General features: G+C 52.3%; 12 protein-coding genes. 6 read left to right on the forward strand and 6 right to left on the reverse strand.

Annotation, left to right across the window (positions count from 1 at the left end; translation table 11 throughout):
* Nucleotides 1-161: 161 nt before the first annotated feature.
* Both EC843_RS08005 and EC843_RS08010 read right to left on the reverse strand, forming a co-directional pair.
* Complete coding sequence (locus tag EC843_RS08005; protein WP_133522022.1) at nt 162-1,145, reverse strand: nickel/cobalt transporter; 984 nt, start codon at nt 1,143-1,145, stop codon at nt 162-164.
* A complete protein-coding gene (locus tag EC843_RS08010; protein ID WP_232886323.1) occupies nt 1,136-1,771 on the reverse strand; it encodes a DUF1007 family protein in 636 nt (211 codons plus the stop codon). The genes EC843_RS08005 and EC843_RS08010 overlap by 10 nt, the downstream gene beginning before the upstream one ends.
* Before the next feature lie 138 nt (nt 1,772-1,909).
* Between EC843_RS08010 and csiE the strand changes: the two genes are divergently transcribed.
* On the forward strand, nt 1,910-3,190 hold the full coding sequence (csiE, locus tag EC843_RS08015) for a stationary phase inducible protein CsiE (RefSeq protein ID WP_133522023.1): 1,281 nt from the start codon (nt 1,910-1,912) through the stop codon (nt 3,188-3,190).
* Here the strand turns inward: csiE and EC843_RS08020 are convergent.
* Nucleotides 3,177-4,328 carry a 3-phenylpropionate MFS transporter gene (locus tag EC843_RS08020; protein WP_133522024.1) on the reverse strand — a complete coding sequence of 384 codons (1,152 nt, stop codon included), beginning with the start codon at nt 4,326-4,328 and terminating at the stop codon, nt 3,177-3,179. The two genes, csiE and EC843_RS08020, sit on opposite strands and share 14 nt — an antisense overlap.
* 216 nt (nt 4,329-4,544) lie before the next feature.
* Between EC843_RS08020 and EC843_RS08025 the strand changes: the two genes are divergently transcribed.
* On the forward strand, nt 4,545-5,633 hold the full coding sequence (locus EC843_RS08025) for a hypothetical protein (RefSeq protein WP_133522025.1): 1,089 nt from the start codon (nt 4,545-4,547) through the stop codon (nt 5,631-5,633).
* A gap of 1 nt (nt 5,634) precedes the next feature.
* On the opposite strand, the gene EC843_RS08030 is transcribed toward EC843_RS08025, so the two are convergent.
* The 3 genes from EC843_RS08030 to EC843_RS08040 form a co-directional block, all read right to left on the reverse strand.
* A complete protein-coding gene (locus EC843_RS08030; RefSeq protein WP_064544410.1) occupies nt 5,635-6,456 on the reverse strand; it encodes an aldose 1-epimerase in 822 nt (273 codons plus the stop codon).
* Between the two features lie 3 nt (nt 6,457-6,459).
* Complete coding sequence (locus EC843_RS08035) at nt 6,460-7,899, reverse strand: sugar porter family MFS transporter (RefSeq protein ID WP_064544408.1); 1,440 nt, start codon at nt 7,897-7,899, stop codon at nt 6,460-6,462.
* A gap of 77 nt (nt 7,900-7,976) precedes the next feature.
* Nucleotides 7,977-11,252 carry a DUF5107 domain-containing protein gene (locus tag EC843_RS08040; protein ID WP_133522026.1) on the reverse strand — a complete coding sequence of 1,092 codons (3,276 nt, stop codon included), beginning with the start codon at nt 11,250-11,252 and terminating at the stop codon, nt 7,977-7,979.
* 115 nt (nt 11,253-11,367) lie between these two features.
* Here EC843_RS08040 and EC843_RS08045 point away from each other — a divergent pair, with 115 nt between their 5' ends.
* From EC843_RS08045 to EC843_RS08060, 4 genes are all read left to right on the forward strand, one after another.
* Nucleotides 11,368-12,564 carry an ROK family protein gene (locus EC843_RS08045; protein ID WP_133522027.1) on the forward strand — a complete coding sequence of 399 codons (1,197 nt, stop codon included), beginning with the start codon at nt 11,368-11,370 and terminating at the stop codon, nt 12,562-12,564.
* 215 nt (nt 12,565-12,779) lie between these two features.
* Entirely contained in the window at nt 12,780-14,171 is a 1,392-nt protein-coding gene (locus EC843_RS08050) for a glycoside-pentoside-hexuronide (GPH):cation symporter (RefSeq protein WP_064544403.1), read from the forward strand.
* On the forward strand, nt 14,168-16,366 hold the full coding sequence (locus tag EC843_RS08055; RefSeq protein ID WP_133522028.1) for an alpha-galactosidase: 2,199 nt from the start codon (nt 14,168-14,170) through the stop codon (nt 16,364-16,366). The genes EC843_RS08050 and EC843_RS08055 overlap by 4 nt, the downstream gene beginning before the upstream one ends.
* 177 nt (nt 16,367-16,543) lie before the next feature.
* A complete protein-coding gene (locus tag EC843_RS08060) occupies nt 16,544-17,902 on the forward strand; it encodes an OprD family outer membrane porin (RefSeq protein ID WP_243739140.1) in 1,359 nt (452 codons plus the stop codon).
* Nucleotides 17,903-17,909: the final 7 nt, after the last annotated feature.

The raw sequence follows: 17,909 nt of genomic DNA on the forward strand, positions 1-17,909 counted from the left end.
CAGGAGAGGGGACTGTTCGGTTTCCCCCTTCGGGGAGGAGAATGTCCGGTTTTCCCCCTCGGGGAAGAGACTGTCCGGTTTCCCCCTCGGGGAGGAGACTGTTCGGTTTTCCCCCTCGCCCTCAGGGAGAGGGCCGGGGTGAGGGTTGTTTTAATCAAGGACTAAAACGGTCGTATCCCGCGCATTACCGGTTGAGCACTCAGCCACATCACCGCCGCAGCTAAAACTAAAATCCCACCGCCCGCTAACGCCAGTGTCGCCCAGGCTACTTGTCGCCATAAAACCGGGGCTTTGTTACCACTCACTCGCACCGCAAGCTGACGGAAACCGTGTACCAGAAACGCCAGCCCAGAAATCGTAATTGATGTCCCGGCAGCCATCGTCAATGCCGACAACATTCCCCAGCTATACACGCCAATGACTTTACTAAACAGCAGCACCATGATGGCACCGGAACACGGGCGCATCCCCATCGACAGCACAATCATCACGCGGGCACGCCAGTCCTCTCCTGCATCAAGCTGTTTTTCTGTCGGCAAATGCTGATGGCCACAACCACATTTTTCGTCGTGAACATGATGCGGCGTGAACGAGGTAAAGCGCTTCGGTTTTCGCAAAACACGGTGTAAATTTCGTAAGGCGCGGCCACACAACATCAAGCCTAAAATCCCCACCAGCAAATAACTGCTTTTCTCCAACCAGAAACTGCTCGTATGCAGTTCCCGTGATGGCAATTCCAGAATCCCCAGCACCACCGTTACCAACGCAATAGCCACGCCTCCCTGCATTAAGGCAGCGGCAAAAGTCAGTTTCAGGCTGCTTTTCAAACGCGAAGGATGGGTGGCAAGCCAAGTGGCGATCACCACTTTGCCATGCCCCGGCCCTAACGCGTGCAGCACACCGTAAACCAGGCTAAACGACAGTAATGACCAACCCGCTCGCTCCGGGTTTTCGGCAACCTCACGCAAAAGTGCGCTCATTTGTTGGTTAATTGCTTTCTGCCAAATTGCACTATTAAGGATAATTTGCGGCCAGTAGTGCCACAGGCTGTACAGCCCAACCGCACAGACAAGCAGGAAAAGAGCCAGCGGCCACAGTTGTATCCAGCGGCGTGAAGAGGATCGAGCTGAAGGAATTACTGACATTGCAACGTAACCTGTTGAGCAAATTGTTTACCGAGTTCCATATCTTCTGGTGGCGCATCGGCTTTATCTAACGACAAGGCAAACGCCTGCATATCTTCAGTCGGTTGCGGTGTTTTGACCGAGATTTTGCAAAGTGCGGCTAATGTTTTCGGCACTTTGGCATCTTCAGGACGGTCGTAACTCATATCGACAAAATAGCTCGGGTCGAAGGTCGCGAATTGGTATGTTTGCCCTTTTAACGGCTGCGGATGTGCCAGCGGTAAAACAAAGGTTAACACTGCCTGATGCCCTACCCGTGCCAGCCCGTACTCGGGTGGTAAATTGTTAAACGTCACTTTTTGGCCGTTGTGCCAGAATTCAGTGAAGTAATGTTGCCCTAAAACATTGGCCATCACTTCGGCGGCGAGCTTCTTCCAGACCGGTGAATCAGGCTTTGCGTCACCGGCGTCATACAGTAGATCTGCTGAAGTAATTTCATCCATTGTCCACTGCATTTTCAGACCCGTTAGCTGGTCATCTTTGGTTATAACCGTGGTCACAAGCGTAATAAAGCTGTGCGGATGGGCCAATGCTAACGGGCTAAAAAGCGCCGTACCTAAGGCAAAAAGAACAACTCTGTTACACATTTTCCTGCTCATTATTCTCTCAAGCTTAAAATTCTGTGAGCCAGTCAAAATTCCGTAATTAAAAAGCTCAAATGTGACTCTGTGCGATAAAAGCTTTAGCTACGCTTAGCATTAATCAACTTTGATTTGGTAATGCGGATGATGACACTGCTCTCCTCTCCACCATCTGTACTCTCCAGTCCGCAGCGTCGCTGCCACCTACTTTTGTTGCTTTACTTACCGGGATACACCGTGACTCCAGAGATCCTCGCCAGACTCAACGGGGTTGATGGGACTAAAGCCCTGCAAGATATAGCCGACACGGGGGATGAAATCCAGCGCTATCACCGGCTGAGGCTTATCACACAACAGGATGGTAGCTACCGGATTGAGGGTACGCCTTTAGACCGTCGTCTGTGCTTACTGCACTGGTTACGCCGTGCGCTACGATTAAGCCCACACTTTGTGCAACAACATTTTACCCCAGCGCTCAAAATCCAGCTTAAACAACAAGGGATTTTGACCGCGCTATACGATGAAAAGAATCTCCAGGCACTGATTGGTCTGTGCTCACGACGCTTGCAACGTCAATTTGATAGTCGTGATGTGCAGTTTTTAACGCTATTTTTGCAGTACTGCCTGCATCAGCATCATGCGGGAATAACGCCTGAATTCACCGAGCAACAACGGATATGGACGCAAATGCGCCCGGAGTATCTGGCCGCGCTTGAAATTGCCCGCCACTGGAAGCGCCGGGTGATGCAATCGGCCAATGAAAACGAGCAGCTATTCCTGGCGTTGTTATTCCAGTTACTGCGCACTCCCGATCCGATTCGCGATAACCATCAGCAAGACTTACGCCTGCGTACCGCAATTTGCGGGATGATTACGCGTTTTCGTGAGCAGGGGGGAATGTCGTTTAGTGATGAACAAGGCCTGAGCGACCAGTTGTATATTCATCTTGCTCAGGCACTGGATCGCTGCCAGTACGGTATCGGCATCGATAACAGCCTGCCTGAAGAAATTACTCGTTTATATCCGCGGTTAATGCGCACCACGCGCGAAGTGTTCCGCGACTTTGAAGCGCATTTTGAAATGCGTTTTTCTGACGAAGAAGTCGGTCTGGTGGCGGTAATTTTTGGGGCGTGGTTAATGCAGGAAAATGACTTACATGAGAAGCAGGTTTTACTGCTGACCGGCAACAATATGGAACTTGAGCAGAATATTGAACAGCAGCTTCGCGAATTGACCTTGCTGCCGCTCAATATTAAACATCTGACCATTCACAGCTATCAGAAAGAGGGAGCGCCGAAAGAAGTGGTGCTGGTGATTACGCCCTATTCCACTTCGTTACCGCTCTTTTCCCCGCCGCTGATTCACGTCACGCTGCCGCTGGGCGAACACCAGCAGCAGCAGATCCGTAAGATTATTGAGTGTTAACACAATACGCGATGGGGCGCGGTCGTATGAATAGTGCAGGTACGGCCACCAGCGCCATAATCCAGAATACATCGCCCTGCATGTGCTGATAAAGGTAGCCGGAGAACATCGTCATAATCGCGATACCCCCGCCCATCGCCACGGCAGAATAGACCGCCTGCAAACGGATAACTTCGTTGCCTTCACGCGCGGAGATATAACGCATTGCCGCCAAATGGCAGACGGTGAAACTGCCACAGTGCAGGATTTGCGCGGCAATCAGCCACGGCAACTCGGTCGTGTACGCCATCAGGCTCCAGCGTAGAATCCCGGTAATCCCCGAAAGCAGCAGCAAATCGCGCGCGCTCCAGTTGCGGAACAACTTTTTGCTGAGTGCGAAAACTACAATTTCTGCCACGACCCCCAGCGACCATAAATAGCCAACCACCGAGGCGGAATATCCCGCGCCTTGCCAGTAAATTGCACTGAACCCGTAATATGCCGCGTGCGCACCTTGTAATAACGTCACGCAGGCAAGGAAGCGCCAGGAACCGAGCACCAGTTTCTTCCACGCAGGCCAACCCGCGCCTTCGCTATGGCGGGTTTCACCTTGCGGCATCACCGATGGGCGCAGCAGCATGCCGACAAGCATCGACGCGACACCAATACTCAGCAGTACAAGAATCGCCTGATAGCTAAACACGCTCACCAGTTTGCCGGTCATCGCCGAACCAATCACAAATGCCAGCGAGCCCCACAAGCGCACGCGCCCGTAATCCATGGTGATTTGTCGCTGCCAGGTTCCAGCAAGCGCATCGGTAAGCGGCACCAGCGGTGAGAAAAACAGGTTAAAGCCGACCATCACCACCAGCAGCCAGGTGGCGGTTTGCCCAAACCAGAAAGCCACGGCAAATAGCAGTGTCAGTAAGGCAAGAAGACGCAGGGCAAAAATCAGCCGGGAAGGATCGGTCACACGAGGTGCCAACAGCAAACTGCCGAGGAAACGGGCGATTAAACCGGCCCCAAGCAACAAACCGATAGTTTCTGGAGGCAGACCGACTCCGGCAAGCCAGACACTCCAGAATGGCAGGAAAATCCCGTAACTAAAGAAGTAGGTAAAATAACTGAGCGCCAGCCAGCGCGTTGAATGCAAAACCATGATCCCTCCCGTTTTGGACGGCGTTAGTGTCGCCGAGCACCGACAGGCTTGCAAGCAATCATTAACAGACTAATAACACACATGAACTATATTGTTATGATCTATGTATCGGATTTAACTGTGTAATTTATTTTTGGATGAAACGCTTAACTCTAACGGATACTCATTCCATTAAAATCACGCACCGTAAATTCGAATCAAAAGTTCATTGTATTCATGTCTAACACTACCCTTTTCAGGGGCTTAATCCTGACTTTGTCGATGCTCACGTTACCGGCTACTGCCGCTGAGCCATCCTCTGCTGAAGCCAAAAAAGAGACGCCATCGCCGTGGTTGTTTGTTCCGCTATTCAGCTCCAGCCCAAAACTCGATACTGCCGCGGGTGGGATGGTGGCCTATATGCACCGCTTCGATGAAAAATCGCGCCCTTCGATGTTCGGGGTGTCAGCCAAATACACCACTTCGCAATCACTGATTGCCAACGCCTTTGCCAAAACGTCGTTTGGTGAAGATCACCACCGTATTCTGGGTGGCATGATGGTCGGTGATATTAACAACGACTACGAAAACTATTTGGGATCCGGCCAGCCGCTAAGTACCAACGACAACTACAGTTTCGCTTTTTTGCGCTACCTGTATCGTGTCGAGGGCGACTGGTTCATCGGTGCGCAAGGTGCCTATTCCAACTATGAGTTGCAAGGGCAAGATCCTTCGTCGAGCGAAATCCTCGATGAAATGGGGCTGGTCGGTTACAAGTCCGGCGGTGTGGGTGCGGTCATCATGCACGACTCCCGCGACAGCGATTTTAAAGCCACCAAAGGCTGGTATCTCAACGTTAATAACATGGCGTATCGGGAAGCGTTGGGCGGCGAACAAGACTTTGATATCTGGCGCGTCGATTACCGTGGTTACTGGCAACACGGCGATGGCAACGTCTTTGCCGTGCGCAGCCGCCACCAGTTTTCCAACGATGCGCCAGCTGGCGCCTATTCCCCGGTTTATATTCGTGGTTACACGCCCGGTGAATACCTCGCTCAGCACATGTCTTCCATCGAGATTGAAGAGCGTTACAAACTGGCAGAACGCTGGACCGCAACGGTATTTGCCGGTACCGCCTGTCTTTATGGCGACTCCACCAGCGGTGAGCAACTCAACTGTGGCGACAGTGAAAACCTGTACCCGGCGTGGGGCGCAGGCGTCCAGTATTTGCTTAAACCCGAAGCGGGGATTGTCGTCAATCTCGAGTACGCGATGGGTAAAGATGACAACCAGGGCATCTATTTAAAAATGGGCTACAGTTTCTGATCTACAAAAGCGCAATCTCCATGGTTAACGCCGTTGATTGCTGGTTTGCCAGCAAAACCAGCCCCGGAAGCCCAGCCATATTGTGGGCATTCACCGGGTGGCTTTGCGGTTCCAGGCAAATAAACGGCTCGTCGGCCATGCGGAATACCATCAAGTACGGCGTGGCGCATTTTAACTGCACACGCATCTCGCCCGTTTCAATCAACGCACTACCGCTCCAGCCGGAATAGCCGACATTCAGCCACTGGTTGTCCGGGGTTTTCGGGCTGATGAAATTGGTTTGCGGCGTCAATTCGCCACACCATTGCTGCGGTAAATGATTAGCACCCTCCGGCCAGAATCCAGTGGCAGAAAACTGCACTTGCGTAGCAGGCGTAAGATGGAAAAAGGGGTGAAAGCCGAGGCCATAAACCATCGGTTTGTTGGCCTGGTGAGTCAATTCCAACTCAGCAATAAAGCGTTTTCCTTCTAGCCGGTAAATCAGCCGGGCGTGATAGTCAAACCCGCAGTCATACTGACTTTCAAGGGTAAGGACGAGTTGCAAAACATCATGCTTTTCGACCTGCCAGTCTTTCAGCCAGCCGTCGCCATGCAGAAAGAATTGCTTATCCGCCGGGCTTTGCGGCAGTTCGATTTTCTCGCCATGAAGGGTAAAACTATTCCCGGCGACCCGGTTTGCCAGCGGCAACATCGGGAACAAGGCTTTTTCACCGCCATACAAAATCGCCTGCTGATGTTCCAGAGAATCCAGACTGAGAATTGCCGCCCCTTGCGGGGCGACGGTTAAACGCAGAAATTCATTTTCGAGTAATAAGGTTTCCATAGTTTAATGCGCCGTTCTTTGCGCACGCGCTTTCGCTTCTGCGCCGTATTGGTCCGCCATGCGTTTTTCCAGCGCTTCAAGGCTGACACCTTTGGTTTCAGGCACATAACGGCGCACGTAGATAAAGCCAGCTGCGCAAATCACACCGTACAGCAGGAAACTCCCCGCCGCCCCCAGCCCCGCATTCAATAATGGGAAGGTGTAGGTCAACAGGAAACACGCCACCCACAAGGCCAGCGTCCCTATAGACATCGCAAGTCCTCGCACACGGTTCGGGAAAATCTCTGAAAGCAGCACCCAGGTCACCGGTGCCAGCGTCAGTGCATAAATCGCAATCGCCGCCAGAACCAGAATCAACACCGGCAACCCCATAATACCCAGGCCATATGCCGCGCCGATTAACGCATAAATAATGGTTAAACCCGCTGCGCCAAACAACATCAGTTTGCGACGACCAATTTTGTCCACCAGCGGCAATGCGGCCAGGGTGAAGATCAGGTTAACCAAACCGGTCGCCACAATGGATTTCAACGTGCTGTTAATATCAAACCCGGCAGAGGCAAAAATTTCCTGCGCATAATTGAATATTACGTTAATGCCGCACCACTGCTGGAACACCGCCAGCACCATACCGATGATAATGATCGGTTTGACCTGTGGCTGCCACAACGCACTCCAGGAAACTTTTTGCGTGTCTTTGTTCAGAGTTTGCAGAATGTCATTGAGCGTTTCATCGGCATATTTCTGGTTACCAATGCGTTTGAGCATCTGGTGAGCACGTTCATTTTTACCGGCGCGAGCCAGCCAGCGCGGTGATTCAGGTACAAAGAACATCAGCACTAAAAACGCCAGCGCGGGAACCAGTTCCGCACCAAACATCCAGCGCCAACCGACTTGCCCATTCCAGCTTTCAGTGATTTGCTGCATGGTCGCGGTTGAGGTCACCGGTTCGGCAATCATCAGGTTAATCAACTGAGCCGCCAGCACGCCCACCACGATAGTTAACTGGTTGATGGCAACAAACTTGCCGCGTTTTTCCGCCGGACTGACTTCTGCGATGTACATCGGACTTAACGCTGAAGCCAGGCCGATGCCCACACCGCCAACGATACGAAACACCACAAACATATCGAAGTTGCTGGCCATCGCCGTACCCCAGGCCGAGGCACTAAACAGGATAGCCGACATAATCAGCGGGACTTTGCGCCCGAATTTGTCCGCACTCCAGCCAGAAATCAATGCGCCAAAAATGCATCCAGCCAGGGCAGAACTCATCGCCCAGCCAGATTGAGCCGGATCGGTAATCGAAAAATAGGCTTCGTAGAACGGTTTCGCCCCACCAATCACCACCCAGTCATAACCAAACAGCAAACCTCCGCAGGCGGCGACCAGGCAGATAGTCCAGACATACCCCATGCGTAATTGTGTCGGTGCATTAATCATGTTGTTTCCTCAATAAAATCTTGTAGAGATACAGAGGAGCGGGATTGTTCTCCCGCCGTTTATTGTTATTTCAACGCTCAGGCAAACACACCGCGCTGCACCGCAAGCTGCAATAAATGAGCTTTATCGTGAGCCGGGTTTTGCGACAGCAAGGCTTTCAGTGCTGATTCAAACTCGGGATATTCCTCCAGTCCAAGATGCCCAAGGGCGGCGACAAACAGGCAGTGCTGTTGATGTGCAGATTGACGATCGGCATCCAGCGCGACCAGATCAGGTAGCGAGACGGCGAAGAAATCAGGCTCAGAATGGTGGTTAAAATGTTCATCCGCCCAGGCAATAAAGCTGCGGAATTGCACCTCGGCCTGGTTTTTGTCACCGATACGGCTTAACGCCATCGCTTGATAGAACAGGTAATCGACCGGCTGATCGTTGTAGTAGCGCCCGGCTTCCAGAGTGGCCCCCCCTTCCAGCGCGCGTTCGAAATAGCGCTGCGCACGCTCCGATTGTTGAAGTTGCTGTGCACACCAGCCGAGCAGATACCAGATATCGTTATCGCTCTGGCCGACTAAGCGCCCTTCACCAAGGTTTTCGGGATAGCTCAGCGCCTGCTGTAGCAGTTCTTCCGCTTTGCCATACTGCTTATTAGCAATCGCGTTCAGCGCCCGGCGTTGCAGGTTAATCAGATACTGCCCGGTGACTTTGCCCTCCCCGCCTTCCCACGGATGGAATTTACGCTGCGCCAACACCTGGGCTGCCGCGTCAGTTTCACCATGAATGTTCCACAAGCTGAGTAATTCAGCGGTCAGATCATCGCGTTTGAGGACCACATCGCGACGTACTGCAAGGAATGCGAGCCGCTGCTCGGTTGAGCGGCCAGTGAGTTTTTGCAGATAGTCGAGTTCAAACAGGAAGCGGGCGTTTTCCGGTTCAAGTTCAACCGCATGTTGCAGATACTGTTCCGCCACTTGCGCATTGTGTTGTTTATTCCACGCATGAATGCCCAGCACACGCTGCACCGCGCCAAATTCAGGCAACTGCTGCGCCGCAAACTCCCAGCAGGCGACAGCTTCGCCATAACGACGTTTGCTGTACCAGAAACAACCCAGCAGATATTGCGCGAAGCCATCGTGCGGCAAGCGTTGCAGCATTTGCACTTCATCCAGCGTGTTGGGGAAACGCACTTTGCGAGCAAAGAATTGCTGCGCCTGTTTCACCAAAGCCAGTTGTTGTGCGTGGTCAGTTTCCAGAGCGGCTTGCCACAACAGCGGCATCGCTTCCTGGGCATCGAGAACGCTCAACACTTTTTTGGCCGCCGTTTCCTGACCCAAACTCACCAGCCACCCCGCCAGAACACTGGCGTTGATCCCGCGCCGTCCGGTGACTCGCAGCAGTTCTGCTTTATCAGTTTCGTTTTGCGTGCTGGCCCAACGGGCGTAATGCAGCACGTAGCTCAGCGGATATTCTTCAAGCTGCTGGTCAATCCACTGTTGTGCCTGTTTTACGGCACCCGTTTGCTGTAACAGCAGGGCTTTTAGCCCCATCGCCAGGTTATTACTGCCATTAAATTTCAGACTTTGATTCACAAACGCCAGCGCCTGGGCGTCATCGCCTTTGCGCAGCGCCAGGCGCGCCAGGGCATAAAAAGCCGCATCACGGCAGTTGCCACTCCAGCTCGCTTTGAAGTAATCATCAAACGCGCCTGCAAAGTCGCCCTGCTTCTCTTTTGCCGCACCGCGTAACATGCTGGCGTCGCCGTTTTGCGGGTTCTTGTTCAGGCGATGGGCGCGTTTCAGTGCCGCATCTGCCAACTGCTCAGCAAGCGCCCAGTTCGCACGGTTAAATTCAAGCTGCCCTAATGCCACGTTGCAGCGGTAATCTTCGGGATCTAACGCCAGCGCACGCTGGTAGTAATCGAATGCCGAACGACTGGCGTGCAGATACTGCTCCAGATGCTGGCCGATAAAATACAACTCGTCGCAGTTAGTAATTTCTTGCAGTTTGGCAGGAACGCAGGCGGGCTGTGGCAGCGGCAAGTCTTCTGCAACATGTTCGCAATAAGTGAGAATCAGCTTGCCCTGCGCATCTCGCAAATTCAGGGTCAGGCGTTGCGGCCAGCTGTCTGCGAGAGTTTCCTGCCACGCCTGCGCCGGTTGCAGCGTCAGCGCTGTTTTCCAAAACAGGCTGCCAGCCGATTCAATTTCAAGCGTGGCGCCTGTCAGCGGCGCGATGGCATAAACACCAAGACGGAGTTCGCCATTGTGGCGCTCCAGTTTAATTGCCGCCTGGGTGTTGGCATTCTGCAACGTACCAAGCTGGCTATACGGCAGGAAATTCTGCACGAAGATTTTTTCTTCATACGGCGCAATCCAGGTGAAATCTGGCTGATTGTCGGTGAACACCCCGGTCATCAGTTCAATGTATGGGCCATTTTCATCCGTCAGATTACGATCCCAGGCCTGGCCGAAATCGCAATTGCCCCATGTCCACTGCTTCTTACCCGGTGAAACATGGTGATCGGCGATGTGCAACAGGCCGCCTTGTTCACCGTGATGGTATGCGCCGACAAAATCGTAATCCGATTTATCCGCCATGTACGACGTTGGAACGGGAATGTTTCTGTAGCGTGAGATATCCACGCCTGCGGAATAGTCGACTTTATAGTAAGTGCCGTGGGCAATCGGGAAGGCCGATACGTCGCGTTTGCCGTGGTCGAATACTGCCGTGACATCTGGCGGGAACACGCTTTGGTGCTCATCGCCCCCTTTCACCGCCGGGTTCGCCCACCACAAGAAATGGCGCGGAGTGGCGTTGCCGTTAAATACTTTGCCGGTGATTTCAATCAGCGCTTTTTGCGGATAGAGCGTAAAGCCGGTCATTACCTGCAAACCGCGCATCGGCTCCACTTCACCGAGCCACACCATTTGTGCGCCGTTTTCATGTTGCTGGAAAGTCACATCCACCGGCATAAAGGTGGTTGGGCGGTGGTGCTGCGGCCAGTTAAATTCAATGCCGCCGGAGATCCACGGCCCCACTAATCCCACCAGCGCGGGTTTCACCACTTCGTTGTAGTAAACGAAATCACGCTCCATCACTTTGTCATAAGCACGGTGAATACGGCCACCCAACTCCGGGAGCAGCATGACCCTGATAAAATCGTTTTCAATCCACACGGCTTTGTAATCACGCATCTCACGCTTGCCGGTGAGAGTGTCAATCACACCGTAAGGATAAACAGCGCCTGAAGATCCCTGATAGACACGGTTTTCTAAAAACATCGGATTCGGGTCTTCCGCACCGGTGGTCCAGGTGGGTAAAGCAATAGTCTCTTGCCAGACGTTAACGGCTCCGTACATTTCGCATCTCCAGTAAACATTAAACAGTTAAATAGGATATGTTTGCAGTGTAGGGAACTCATCGCGGCTTAAAACGCTTAATGCTCACGCAATATAGTTAACGGAGTTAAGTGAAATGCAGATTTCAGGGCTGAACAATCAGCGGGTGCGGCAGGTTAATCGCCAGACCATGATGAAGCTGGTGTGGCAGCATAAGCGGCTCAGTAAGTCGCAGTTTTCCCAGTACACCGGTCTTTCTATCCCTGCGGTCAGTAAGATTCTTGATGAGTTAGTGAATGATGGAAAGCTCAACCACTCCACTGAAAATCTCAGTAATCGCGGCCTTAACAGCGGCAGTTACCAAATCCCACCCGACGGTGATTTCATTCTTTGCATGAATGTGACACCCACCAGCATTGAGAGCCAACTGTGCGATGCGCAACTTTCGCCACTGGGCGAATTTGAACGTATTCATGTCAATGCTGCCACGCCGCAGGTTTTGCTGGCAGCGATTGAGAATATCTGGCGTCATCATCATAAAAACTGGCCGAAAAAAACCATTAACCTGGCGTTGGGCATACACGGGCAAGTCGATCCGGTGACAGGTGTTTCACAAACCATGCCGCAAGCACCGTGGCGTGAACCGATTGAAATCAAATACTTGCTGGAAGAAAAACTGGGTATTACGGTACGTGTGGATAACGATTGTGTGATGCTGGCGCTAGCGGAGAAATGGCAGAATCCGGAAAGCCGCCAGGATTTTTGTGTCATCAATGTGGATTACGGTATCGGTTCATCGTTTGTGATCAACGGGCAGATTTACCGTGGCAGCCTGTACGGCAGCGGGCAAATTGGCCACACGATTGTCAACCCGGACGGCATGGCGTGTGATTGCGGAAGGTACGGCTGCCTTGAAACCGTCGCCTCGCTTAGCGCGCTGAAAAAACAGGCACGCATCTGGCTTAAATCGCAACCCAGCTCGCCTAAACTTGACCCTGAAACATTGACGTCAACGCAATTAATTGCCGCCTGGCACGATGGCAACGAGCAGGTGCGGCGCTGGGTTGAGAGCGCCGCCAATGCCATTGGGCTGAGTCTGTATAATTTTCTCAATATCCTGAATATCAATCAGATTTGGTTTTACGGCAGATGCTGTGCGTTTGGTGATGAATGGCTGGCAACCGTTGACCGGCAGATTGGCTTTAATCCCTTTGATCATGGCGATGCGCTGAAAGTGAAAGCAACGCAGATTAATTTTGGCAAGCTAACTCGTGCCCAGCAAATAATGGGAATTGGCTATTTATATGTCGAAAATGCACTGGAAGCAGAGTAGCAAAACCTGGGTGGGAAATATTAAACCTGTTTTTCCACCCGACATATTTCAATAATTCACTGCAATTATTAGTAATCTCTGTTTAGTTAAATATAAACCCCCGCGCAAAGTCCCACCGATTTTAATCCACTACGCTTAGCCACCTTCGGCATATCAGCTTAATTTACCGAATATCTTTCCGAGTTAATTGTTCCATTAACACAGGAGTGGTTCGAATGGAATTAGCCCGTTCAAGTGAAGGTTCTGGTACTGAAAAAGATAGATATCCACGTGACAAAGTGTCCTGGACTACCGCCATTTCCTATGGCATTGGCAGTTACGGCGCAAATGTGATGTACGCGTTTATCGCTATTTACTTAATGTTGTATTACACCGATAGTTTTGGCATTAAAGCCGCTGCCGTCGGATTATTATTTTTAATCGCTCGTCTGGTTGATGGTGCAACAGATATTGCCCTTGGCATTCTGGTAGATAATACCCACACCAAAATGGGGAAATTCAGACCATGGATTCTGATTGGCAGTATTCTGGTATCGCTGACGACGGTCGCCTGTTTCTTAAGCCCAGACTTATCTGAAGCAGGAAAGCTGGCGTATGCCTACTCCACCTATATTTTGTGGAGTATTTGCTTCGCCATTATCGATATTCCCTACTGGTCATTGTCCGCCGCCATCACGCAGGACCCGACCGAGCGCAGTAAAGTCATCACTATCCCGCGCACCATTGCCACCTTTGGCTTTCTCTCTGTCAGTGCCGCAACGCTGTGGTTGGTCAAATTTGTTGGTAGTTGGGCAGGCGTGGCGGTGATTTACAGCGCTATTTTCTTAATCTGCATGTTGATTACATTCTTTGGTGTCAAAGAAAAATATTCCGTACCACGCAAAGAACGGCAAAGTTTTAAAGGATTCTGGACTTTATTAAAACAACATCGCCCGTTACGTCTGCTGCTGACCGGTATGTTTTTATTAGAAATGATTGGTGTTATTCGCGGCACCTTCCAGCTTTATTTCTTCATTTATAATTTGAATGCCGAAATGATGCTGGGTATTTTCCTCACGGTTTCAATGATTGCTCAGGTTGCTGGCGCGGTCGTCTCGCCGTTTATTTCCGCAAAAATAGGCAAGAAGAACACCGCACTATATAGCAGCGCGATTATGGCTGCCGCCTGTATGTTGCTGTTCTTTTTCCAGACCAACATCACCCTTATTTTCATCATTGGCGCACTGGCACCATTCTGTGGTGGCGTGGGGCAAATATCGCTTTATTCCATGGTGGCAGACTGTGTGGAATATGGCGAATGGCGCAGCGGCAACCGCTCCGAAGGCATGGTGTTTTCACTGAATATTTTTAAAACCAAATTGTCCGGCGCTATCGGCGGTGCCATTGGCGGATTTATGCTGTCGTGGGCGGGTTATATTCCTCACCAGGTACAGGCGGTGGAAACAGCCATGTGGATTGGCCTGTTATTTACCTTAATTCCTGGTGCGTTAACGCTGATTAGCCTGATCCCACTAGCCGGTTATGAAATTACCGAGAAACGCTTTTATGAAATTCTCGACGATATTCATCAGCGTAATACCAGCAAGCCTGAAGAGGTGAAAGTATGATTACCTGGAATGCGCAACAGCAAACATTTCACCTTCACAATCAGCAAATTAGCTATGTGATGGGGATTGAACACCAACGTTATCTGGTTCACTGCTACTGGGGCAAACGCATTGCCACGTTTAATCAGTATCACGATTACCCAAAACTTGATCGTTCGTCATTTTCACCCACGCCAGCAAACTGGCCGGACAGAACATTTTCACTCGATACCGTTTTGCAGGAGTATCCCGGCCACGGCGCAGGGGATTATCGCGAACCGGCATTTGAGGTGCGCTATGCGGATGGCAACCAGGTCAGCAATTTGCACTACCTTTCGCATCAGATAGTTGCCGGTAAACCCCGCCCTGAAGGGCTGCCAGCAACGTGGGTAGAAACGCCTGACGAAGCTGAAACGCTGGTTATCACGCTTGCCGATCCGGTGACTCATTTGCAGGTTGAGCTGAGCTATACGGTGTTTCGTGACCTCCCGGTTATTGCCCGCGCGGCGCGGCTGGTTAACAAAGGTGATAAGCCGTTACGCCTGCTGCGCGCTCTGAGTTGTGCCGTTGATTTCCCGGATGGCGAATTTGAGCAGATTCAGTTTCCCGGAGCCTGGGCGCGCGAGCGCCAGTGGCATCGCCAGCCGCTCAACCCAGGCATTAGCGTCCTGGACAGCAAACGCGGAGCCAGCAGCACGCATCAACAACCGTTTATCGGCCTGGTGCGCCCGGAAACCACCGAAATGCAAGGTGAAGCCTGGGGAATGCACCTCGTCTATAGCGGCAATTTCACCGCCCGCACCGAGGTCGATGCCTTTAAACAAACTCGCGTGTTGTTAGGTATTAACCCGCACGGATTCGGCTGGCAATTGCTACCGGGTGAAGGCTTCCAGACGCCAGAAGCGGTAATGGCCTGGAGCGATTGCGGCCTTAACGGGCTTTCGCAGGCGCTGCATCGGCTTTATCGCGATAACCTGGTGCGCGGCCAGCATCGCCATCAAACGCGCCCGATTCTGGCGAATAACTGGGAGTCCACCTACTTCGATTTTAATGAAGAAAAGCTGCTGCACTTTGCCCACAACGCAAAACAGCTTGGCGTGGAACTGCTCATGCTTGACGACGGCTGGTTTGGCGAGCGAAACGGCGATACCTCATCGCTCGGCGACTGGTTTGTCAATCAGCAAAAATTCCCTCTCGGCCTGCGCCCGTTAATCGACCAGGTGCACGCAATGGAGATGAAGTTTGGCCTGTGGTTTGAGCCAGAAATGATTTCCCGCCGCAGTGAGCTGTTTGCGTTACATCCTGACTGGGTACTTAGCGCAGGCGAGCAGCCCCTTTCCGAGGGCCGTAACCAGTACATTCTCGATTTAGGTCGCCCGGAAGTGCGCAACAATATTCTTGAGCAAATGAGCACCTTCCTCGAGCAGCATCCTGTTGATTACATTAAATGGGATATGAACCGCAATATGACCGAAGTGGGGTCGCACACGGCCAGCCCCGAGCGCCAACAGGAAACGGCGCACCGCTACATACTTGGGCTGTACGCACTACTCGAGGCTCTCACCACGCGCTTCCCGCATATTCTTTTTGAGTGCTGTGCGGGCGGCGGTGGGCGTTTCGACCCGGGGATGTTGCATTACATGGCGCAAGCCTGGGTGAGCGATAACACCGACGCCGCTTCACGCGTGCATATTCAGTATTCCACCAGCCTGCTCTACCCGCCGATTGTGCAATGCGCACATGTATCGGAAGTCCCCAATCACCAAATGGGGCGATCCACCAGCATGGAGATGCGGGGCGCAGTGGCAATGAGCGGCAACTATGGGCTGATGCTGGATTTGATGCGCAGCGATACCGAGCGCGACAAAGCGGTGAGCGAACAAATTGCTTTTTATAAGCAGCATCGCGAACTGTTGCAGTTCGGCACTTTCTGGCGGCTGGTTAGCCCGTGGCAGAACCCGGACTTTGCCGCGTGGATGTTTGTCTCGCCGGATAAAAGCGAGGCATTGCTGATGGCATTTTCTCTGGTCAGCGAGGCTTCTGCGCCATTACGTAAAGTGCGCCTTGCCGGGCTGGATGCGCAGGCTACTTATCAGGTAGACGACCAGCCGCGGCCTATTGGCGGGGATGAGCTGATGTATCGGGGGATTTATATCGATCCGCCACTTAGCCGCGACTACACCAGCCGTATCTGGCACCTGAAACGCCTGCCATAGCTTTTTAGGGGGCTTATCGCCCCATTCCTTACTTATTCTAAACCCTAAATAATTCGAGTTGCAGCCAACACCCCTGCGACTCGAAGTATGACGGGTATATTCATGGAAGGATTCCCTATGCGTGACATATCCTTACGGCCCCTGTTTGCCGCAATACTGGCAACAACCCCCACCCTGATGATATCGGCCCCCGTCCAGGCCGAAGGTTTCGTGGACGACTCTCATTTAACCGGCGGCATTTATTACTCGCAGCGTTACCGTGACAAACGCGATATGACCGTGGGCAGCCCGGATTACGGCCATTACGTCGAAGACCTTCACCACGCGACCTTTAACGCTAATCTCGATTTTGTTTCAGGTTATGCCGGGGGTTTTATTGGCCTTGATGTCGCCGGGTTTGCCGCCGTCAACCTCGCCACCGGCAATGCCGCACACCCCAATGAAATCAGTTTAAGTTCGGCAAACCAGCGTTGGGATGAAGACTGGTCCGGGGACAAAGGCGGTTTCAATCTCTACAAAGCCGCGCTGAAATTAAAACATGACGATTACTGGATGCGAGCCGGTTACATCCAGCCCTCCGGCCAAACGCTGCTTGCCGTGCACTGGGGATTTGTTCCCGGTGCGTATCAGGGCGCTGAAATGGGCGGTAGCTGGGACTTCGGTCAGTACGGCGCGCTTTCCAGCTCTTATTTCTGGTCTGATAAATACAAAGCGCCGTGGTACACCGAAATGTATGAATTCCGCGGCGCAGATAACACCACCAAAATCGATTATGTTCATGCCCTCGGTATGCGCTACGACTTTAAAAATAAGCTGGTGCTGGAAACCTCCTGGGCGCAGGCCGCTGATTTTATGGATCAGTACATGACCAAGCTTTCATACAGCTTCCCTGTCGCGGGCAACGATCTGCGCCTGAGTTATCAGTTTTACGGCGCCAGAGATCAGGTCGGTGACAATTCCATTGCCGCCTACGGCTCGGTCAATGACGAATACGAAGGGCTGGCCTGGCTGCAAGGCATCACGCTCGGCTACACACTCGACACGCTGGATTTCCGTCTGGAGGCGCAAACCGTCAAGGCCGAAGGAAATCAGGGCTTCTTCCTGCAACGTATTACCCCGGCTTACGCCAGCTCCAACGGGCGGCTGGATATTTGGTGGGATGCGGCTTCTGACTTCGACGCCAACGGTGAAACCTCCGTTTTCGCGGGCGTGACGTATGACCTGAAAAATTACGAACTTCCCGGCTGGGCGGTTGGCGCAGGCTACGCCTATGGCTGGGGCGGCAAGCCCTGCACGACGTGTACCGTCAACGACGAACTGGCTGACCAGAGCCAACGCATCGACGAATCGGCCTGGACGTTCAATATTGCCCACGTCGTGCAAACGGGTCGCCTGAAAGGCACGTTGTTCAATCTCCATTACATCAATTACGACAACCACAGCAGCAACCCAAACTACAGCGGTGGCTACAACAATATGTTTCAGGATGAAATTGATATCAAATTCAATGTCATTGCACCGTTTTCAATCTTTTAAGGTGTGA

It is taken from the genome of Buttiauxella sp. JUb87 (assembly GCF_004361975.1).
GTDB classification, from domain to species: Bacteria; Pseudomonadota; Gammaproteobacteria; order Enterobacterales; family Enterobacteriaceae; genus Buttiauxella; species Buttiauxella ferragutiae.

Bases quoted from the DNA above. Each gene is read 5' to 3' on its own strand.
- EC843_RS08005 (WP_133522022.1), bottom strand. From the start codon at position 1,145: ATGTCAGTAATTCCTTCAGCTCGATCCTCTTCACGCCGCTGGATACAA.
- EC843_RS08010 (WP_232886323.1), bottom strand. From the start codon at position 1,771: ATGTGTAACAGAGTTGTTCTTTTTGCCTTAGGTACGGCGCTTTTTAGC.
- csiE (WP_133522023.1), top strand. From the start codon at position 1,910: ATGATGACACTGCTCTCCTCTCCACCATCTGTACTCTCCAGTCCGCAG.
- EC843_RS08020 (WP_133522024.1), bottom strand. From the start codon at position 4,328: ATGGTTTTGCATTCAACGCGCTGGCTGGCGCTCAGTTATTTTACCTAC.
- EC843_RS08025 (WP_133522025.1), top strand. From the start codon at position 4,545: ATGTCTAACACTACCCTTTTCAGGGGCTTAATCCTGACTTTGTCGATG.
- EC843_RS08030 (WP_064544410.1), bottom strand. From the start codon at position 6,456: ATGGAAACCTTATTACTCGAAAATGAATTTCTGCGTTTAACCGTCGCC.
- EC843_RS08035 (WP_064544408.1), bottom strand. From the start codon at position 7,899: ATGATTAATGCACCGACACAATTACGCATGGGGTATGTCTGGACTATC.
- EC843_RS08040 (WP_133522026.1), bottom strand. From the start codon at position 11,252: ATGTACGGAGCCGTTAACGTCTGGCAAGAGACTATTGCTTTACCCACC.
- EC843_RS08045 (WP_133522027.1), top strand. From the start codon at position 11,368: ATGCAGATTTCAGGGCTGAACAATCAGCGGGTGCGGCAGGTTAATCGC.
- EC843_RS08050 (WP_064544403.1), top strand. From the start codon at position 12,780: ATGGAATTAGCCCGTTCAAGTGAAGGTTCTGGTACTGAAAAAGATAGA.
- EC843_RS08055 (WP_133522028.1), top strand. From the start codon at position 14,168: ATGATTACCTGGAATGCGCAACAGCAAACATTTCACCTTCACAATCAG.
- EC843_RS08060 (WP_243739140.1), top strand. From the start codon at position 16,544: ATGATATCGGCCCCCGTCCAGGCCGAAGGTTTCGTGGACGACTCTCAT.